The 698-nt window shown below is 64.0% G+C and carries 1 pseudogene; it reads right to left on the bottom strand.

The features are described from left to right. Positions 1-670 (bottom strand): annotated as a pseudogene (locus DMB66_RS60290) (methane monooxygenase); the annotation flags it as partial. Positions 671-698: the final 28 nt, after the last annotated feature.

The raw sequence follows: 698 nt of genomic DNA, 5'->3' as shown, positions 1-698 counted from the left end.
AGTTGACCGGCCAACCGGTCGCGAAGAACTGCGCGACCCGGTGCACGTAGTGCTGGTTGTAGATCCGGTCCCACGCCTTCTCGACCAGGTCGTGCGGGATGACCAGGCCGTACTTCTCCAGCGGGATCAGGTAGCTGCGGTAGTAGTCGTCGTAGATCCACCGCCGCCACATCTCGGCGTAGGAGTCGCGGTCCTTGCGGCGGTCCTTCGTGCCGTACTCGATGAACGTGCCGATCGCCGCGTCCACGACGCAGTGGTTGTTCCACCACGCGTAGCGCAGGTCCCGCTCCAGCAACTGCCGGTTGTCCTCGTCCGCCAGCGCCATCAGCAGAATCGAGTAGCCGTTGCTGATGTGCCGCGACTCGTCGGACTGCACCGAGTGGAACACCGTCGGCAGCAGGTAGTCGCCGTTGGCGGCCGCCTCGGACGGCATCGCCACGAACAGCGTGTTGGTGAACGCGGTCTCCGCGACCAGCGTCAGGTAGACGTTCGCCGCGGTGATGGCGTCGCCGGTGATGAAGCCCTCACCGAACTGCCGGCCGATCGTGCCGCAGTAGCTGTTGGCGAACGCCTTCTCGGTGATGTCGAACCCGGCGGGGTCGATGTAGTGGTTCATGTACAGGCGCTTGAGGTTCATCTGGATCGTCGAGTGCCGTACCTCGTCGATCATCTGCACCGCGAGACCGTTGTGAATCTGC

The organism is Actinoplanes sp. ATCC 53533, assembly GCF_003947245.1.
The sequence above is the reverse complement of the archived record's forward strand: the minus strand, read 5'-3'. Positions and strand labels throughout refer to the sequence as shown.